We start from the raw sequence: 5,465 nt of genomic DNA, 5'->3' as shown, positions 1-5,465 counted from the left end.
AATGCCGAGGTGATCGGTGACGCGTACCGGGACGATCTGGTCGAGATGTCGGACGCAGCGACCGCAGCTGCCGTTCGCGCCTATATCCAGACGGTGCAATTCACTCTGTTACAGAACAGTAACACCTTTGCCAATCTGTTGCAGAAGTATCACAAGAATGCCGTAGGACACGGCAACCGACGCTCGTTAGTCTATGGACAACCGCTGTGGGTGCTCTGCTATACGCAGATGCCGGGCGTGCTGACCGAGATCGGATTTATGTCGAATAAGCACGATTTGCAGATTATGGCGACGGACGCGGGACAGCAGAAGATTGCCAAGGCGATCTACGACGGCTTTGCCGAGTACTACAAAATCTATTTTGGCAATGAGCCTCAACCCGTTGAGGCACCAAAGGTCGAAGAGCCCGAACCTGCTCCTGCCCCCGAACCCGCTCCGGCCCCTGCACCTGAGCCCGCTCCGGCTCCCGCACCCGAGCCAGCTCCGGCTCCCGCACCTGAACCCGCTCCGGCTCCGGCCGCTCCCGCAGCACCCGCCGCGGACAACTTCGACGACTGGGAATAAAAAACGGGTTAACGACATTAGAAAAGCCCTCGGGATATTTCCGAGGGCTTCTTTATTGCTGTAAAAAATTTATTCAGCGAACAATGCCGTCGAAAGGTAGCGATCGCCCGTATCCGGAAGCAAGACCACGATGGTCTTTCCCTTATTTTCAGGACGCTTCGCAAGCTCCTTTGCGGCCCAGAGGGCGGCACCGGCGGAAATGCCTACCAGGACGCCTTCCTTCTTGCCTATCTCGCGGCCCGATTCATACGCATCCTCGTTGGTCACGGCGATGACTTCGTCATAGATATTCGTATTCAACGTGTCAGGGATGAATCCGGCACCAATTCCCTGGAGGTCATGAGGTCCGGCCGTTCCCTTGGAAAGCACCGGGGATCCTGCCGGCTCGACAGCCACGATCTTCACGTTGGGGTTTTTCTGTTTTAGATATTCGCCGGTTCCGCTCAAGGTTCCACCCGTACCGACTCCCGCGACAAAGACGTCCACCTCGCCATCCGTATCTTCCCAGATTTCGGGACCGGTCGTTTCGCGATGCGCCGCAGGATTCGCTGGATTCACGAACTGTCCTGGGATAAATCCGCCGGGAATTTCCCTCGCCAGTTCTTCCGCCTTTTCAATAGCGCCCTTCATTCCCTTGGAGCCTTCGGTAAGGACTAGTTCCGCACCATAGGCCTTCATCAGGACACGGCGTTCCATGCTCATGGTTTCGGGCATCACGATAATAATGCGGTAACCACGGGCCGCAGCGACAGATGCAAGACCGATACCCGTATTGCCCGACGTGGGTTCAATGATGACAGACCCCGGTTTGAGCCTGCCGCTCTTCTCGGCATCGTCCAGCATCTTTCTTGCCACGCGGTCCTTCACAGATCCTGCCGGATTGAGGTATTCCAGCTTTGCGAGAATTCTCGCATTCAATTTGTTGGAGGTTTCGATTCGAACAAGTTCCAGTAGAGGGGTATGACCTATCAACTGGTCAACGGCTGTATAGATTTTCGACATGACTAAAGTCCTTGAAACAGGGATTCCTATTCACCCAGATACTCGACCGCAAAGATCAAAGTCGAACCTCCGGGAATGGGGCCTGCACCGCGAGCTCCGTAACCGAGTCCGGGCGGCACCATGAGAATTCTCTTTTCGCCGGGGAGCATGCCCTGCACGCCAAGTTCCCAACCGCGGATGACGCGACCTGCGCCCAGAGTGAATCCGAACACCTGTCCGCGATCGCGGGAACTGTCAAACTTGTAGCCGTTGGTGAGCCAACCCGTATAGTGCACGCGAGCGACATTACCCTTCTGAGCGGGTTCGCCTTCGCCCTGCTTGATGATTGCATAACGCAAACCTTCGGGGCCATTTTCAAATGTAAGAGCCGTCGTATCCGGGAAGAAATCCATGTTCTCGACAATTGCTTCGTCCACTTCGGAAGAAACAAGTTCGACACGGAATACCAGCGTGGAATTAGAAGGAATCATGGAGTAGGCCGTAGCGCCGTAACCCATGGCAGGGGCAATACGGAACCAGCGCACGCCGCCTTCGCGCATGCCATCGAGACCAATTTCCCAGCCCTTGATCATTTTGCCTGCCCCCATGACAACCTGGAGCGGCTTGCCCAAGTCCTTGGAGCTGCCAAACTTGCGGCCCGAAAGGAGCCATCCCGTATAGTGCGTCTTGAGCACGGAACCGATGACGGCAGGTTTGCCGGTACCGACTTTTTCGTCGTATATCTTGAGACCCTTGGCCGCTTCGCGCCACTTGAGGCCCTCGACATTCTTGGGGAACACATCGGGTTCCATCGGCTTTTCGGCACTTACCAATTCTACGATAAAGAACAAGTCCGAATATTCAGGCACACCTTCGAGCGAATTTTCACCATAACCCAGCTGATAAGGCACATAGAGTTTGCGGACTTCGCCAGGTTTCATGCCCACGAGGCCCTTTTCCCAGCCGGGAATCACGAGGCCCGCACCAAGCGTGAATTCAAGCGGTTCTCCACCCGAATAGGACTCGGAGAAAATCCTGAACCGGGAATCCGAAGAATCCGGAGCAATAGAATCAGCAAACGTCTTCGGAGTCGCGTTGGAATCGACCACGGCAGCCACGGTATCTACCGGAGCCACTTCCTTTACAGGCGCCTTCGCCGTTTCCTTCTTGGATTTCTTTCCCTTGCGACTCTCAACCGCCGTTTCCAGCAGCTTAGTCGTGTCAACTTCTGTCATTCCCGCGACCTGGTCCGAATTAAAATCGTTCGCCAAGCGAAGCGAATCGGCAATGCGGAGCGAATCGGCCAAACGGGCCTTTTCTGCCAGGATCTTGGCGCTATCCAAATACACGTAGCTCTTGTAATGCACCCTGATGAGCTGCCCTGCACGAATGGAGTCTCCGGCCCCTTCCCTAACCGTTTCAACCTTGAAAGGAATGGCAAAACAGGCGGTACACATCAGCAACACAAGAAAAATCTTCAATTTCGACATAAAAACTCCTGTCCCACAATTTAGAAAATGCTAGTTTTAAAAGCAAAGAACAGAACGGAATAGAATATGCTATCAGTCATTATCGTCATAGCGATTATCGTCTTGTCCGTCATACTCGCCGCAATCGGCGCGTATGTCGTGATCCATAGTTCCGATGAAAAAGATGAACCCAAGCGAGTCATCGACGTTTCTGGCCAGTACGCCGTGGTCGTGCGACCGGCACGCGAGTCCCTGGAAGCGGTCAAGCCTTCCGAAGCTTCGCTCAGGTCTTGGCTCGACACACAAAATGTCTCCGCAGAACAGAAGGAGCAGCTGATTTCCCAATGGAACGCCTCCCTTGAAGAAACCATTCGCACCATCGACGAAGGCGACAAGAACGGAACCGCCACCTACCGAATCGAGCTCGGCCCCAAAGGCAAAAGCTACGTGAAGTTCGTGAGCGAAGAAAACTTTATCACCCGCGAACAGATTCGCAACCACGCTGAAATCCTGCCGCCTTATGTTCTAGGCTGCGACTGCAAGCTACTTCCCAAGCAGCCCTGGGAAAACCCCAGCAAGTCCGGCTGGAAGGCAGTCGTTCCCGCACACGGCAACCACTACGACGTCCCCGACTGGAGGCACCTTGCGTAAGTCCCTATTTTCTGCATTACTTTTAGCTCCTGTATTGTCCTTTGCGGCAGGTTCCGCCATCATCACGCTGGAGATGCCCGTCGGCGCCCGTCAGTTAGGCATGGGCGAAGCAGGTGCTGCACTTGCCGATGACGCCACCGCCATGTACTACAACCCCGCAGGCCTTGCGTTCGGTCCTCTTGCCGACGAATGGCGCATGAGCTATCCGGCAGATTCAAAGAATGCACCCTTCTTTACTAGCATGGCCGCCCGATCCAAGGACGGATTCTTTAGCAAGAGCGAACTTTGGGCGGGAACCGCCGAAGGCATCCAGAAATTCGACGGGGAACAATGGGTCAAGTATCATTCCATTACGTTACAGGGAAACGCGAAGGTCCGTGACGCCGTGAAGGTGTACGTCGGGACGGAACGCGGACTCGATGAATATGTGCGTCAGGTGAAAGCATACAACGACATCAAGAATGCCGACGACGAGAAGCATGTCGTAGAAGTCAAGATGCCCTGGAACCTGATCGTGAAAGATTCCATTACAGCCATTCTTTATGAGAGCCGAACCGAAAAGCTTTGGGTCGGCACCCCCAAGTCACTCTATCGCTTTGACGGTAAGGCCTGGAAGAACTACGACAGCGAACTCGGTAACCACCGCGTGACGGCACTCGTAAGCCAGGGTGCCTCAATCTGGATCGGAACCGAAGACGGTCTATTCGTGTACCGCAACGGCCAGTTCGAACAGAAGGGTAAGGTTCTTCCTAGCCAGAAAATCACGGCACTCGTCTGGTCCGAAAACCGCAAGGAACTTTTTGTCGCTGCGGACGGAGCCGGCATCGCCAGGCTCGTTCCCAAAAAGAGCGTCAACGACAAGGACCGCTGGAGCCTGTTCAACGAAGAAGACGGCATCATGGACCTGCACCCGACAGCACTCGCCGTCGACAGTTCGGGACATGTATGGGCGGCCCATAACGGAGGTCTCTCTCACTTCACCCTGCGCAAGTGGGAACAGGTGCAGTTCGCCGACAACACGGTCAATGACATTTCCGTAGACCAACGCGGGGGCATCTGGATCGCCACGGACAAGGGCGTATGGCGCCACCTCCCCGACTATGCGACTGCAAGTGGCCGCAAGGCAGAATTGGAACGCGGATCTGCCGAAGAGGAAGGTTCCACCAAGAGCAAGGATGAATGGGTTCACTATCATAGCGGCAACGGACTTTCGACAAACAAGGTATGGGCAGTCCTTCCGCAAGGTAACGACGTGTGGTTCAGCACGGCGAACGGCATGGAGCAGTTCAAGGACGCCGACTACCAGATTACCGCCTTCTACGAAAAGCTTTTGCCGATCCTGAACATTCCCGACCTGTATCACCTTTTCGCAGGCATGACCATTCCGCTGAACGACTGGGGAACGCTCGGATTCTTCGTGAACTTCGTGAGCTTCGGTTCGACCGTTGCCTCGGGCGACGTGGACGCCGACGACCTAGTTGCCTATAACAGTTCTGAAATCGTGGGCGGCTTCAGCTACGGCACCCGCTTCCCCAACGACTGGGGCCTAGGCCTCTCGATCAAGTTCTTCTACTCCGACCTGAGCTCTGGTGCCGCCGCCGGCGAAGAAGAGGCGACTACCTTCGGCTACGCATTCGACATCGGCCTGTTGAAGAAGAACCTGTTTATAGACAAATTAAATTTCGCATTGGTACTTGCAAACATCGGCCCGAGTGTTTACTACGTGGACAAGACCATCGAAGACCCGATTCCGTTGACCTGGCGCTTGGGACTTTCTTATGAAATCTTGAGCCTTGCCGA

5 protein-coding genes are annotated in these 5,465 nt (G+C 54.9%); 3 read left to right on the top strand and 2 right to left on the bottom strand.

The features are described from left to right. Positions 1 to 45 precede the first annotated feature (45 nt). Positions 46 to 564 (top strand): N-acetylmuramoyl-L-alanine amidase, encoded by a 519-nt coding sequence (locus tag Q0628_RS12585; protein ID WP_298771487.1) that lies wholly within the window; start codon positions 46 to 48, stop codon positions 562 to 564. A gap of 69 nt (positions 565 to 633) precedes the next feature. Here the strand turns inward: Q0628_RS12585 and cysK are convergent, their stop codons facing one another. Together cysK and Q0628_RS12575 are read right to left on the bottom strand one after the other, a co-directional pair. Continuing rightward, entirely contained in the window at positions 634 to 1,566 is a 933-nt protein-coding gene (gene cysK, locus Q0628_RS12580; protein WP_298771485.1) for a cysteine synthase A, read from the bottom strand. A gap of 26 nt (positions 1,567 to 1,592) precedes the next feature. Next, entirely contained in the window at positions 1,593 to 3,035 is a 1,443-nt protein-coding gene (locus Q0628_RS12575) for an FKBP-type peptidyl-prolyl cis-trans isomerase (protein WP_298771483.1), read from the bottom strand. Positions 3,036 to 3,101: 66 nt separating this feature from the next. On the opposite strand from Q0628_RS12575, the gene Q0628_RS12570 reads away from it, so the two are divergent. Then, positions 3,102 to 3,665, top strand: a complete 564-nt coding sequence (locus Q0628_RS12570) for a hypothetical protein (RefSeq protein WP_298771481.1) — start codon at positions 3,102 to 3,104, stop codon at positions 3,663 to 3,665. Then, positions 3,658 to 5,465, top strand: a 1,808-nt coding sequence (locus Q0628_RS12565; RefSeq protein ID WP_298771479.1) for a two-component regulator propeller domain-containing protein, incomplete at its 3' end; no start/stop codon positions are given. The genes Q0628_RS12570 and Q0628_RS12565, both read left to right, overlap by 8 nt.

This window comes from uncultured Fibrobacter sp. (assembly GCF_937877005.1).
Classification (GTDB): Bacteria; Fibrobacterota; Fibrobacteria; order Fibrobacterales; family Fibrobacteraceae; genus Fibrobacter.
The sequence above is the reverse complement of the archived record's forward strand: the minus strand, read 5'-3'. Positions and strand labels throughout refer to the sequence as shown.

Bases quoted from the DNA above. Each gene is read 5' to 3' on its own strand.
- Q0628_RS12585 (WP_298771487.1), top strand. From the start codon at position 46: ATGTCGGACGCAGCGACCGCAGCTGCCGTTCGCGCCTATATCCAGACG.
- cysK (WP_298771485.1), bottom strand. From the start codon at position 1,566: ATGTCGAAAATCTATACAGCCGTTGACCAGTTGATAGGTCATACCCCT.
- Q0628_RS12575 (WP_298771483.1), bottom strand. From the start codon at position 3,035: ATGTCGAAATTGAAGATTTTTCTTGTGTTGCTGATGTGTACCGCCTGT.
- Q0628_RS12570 (WP_298771481.1), top strand. From the start codon at position 3,102: ATGCTATCAGTCATTATCGTCATAGCGATTATCGTCTTGTCCGTCATA.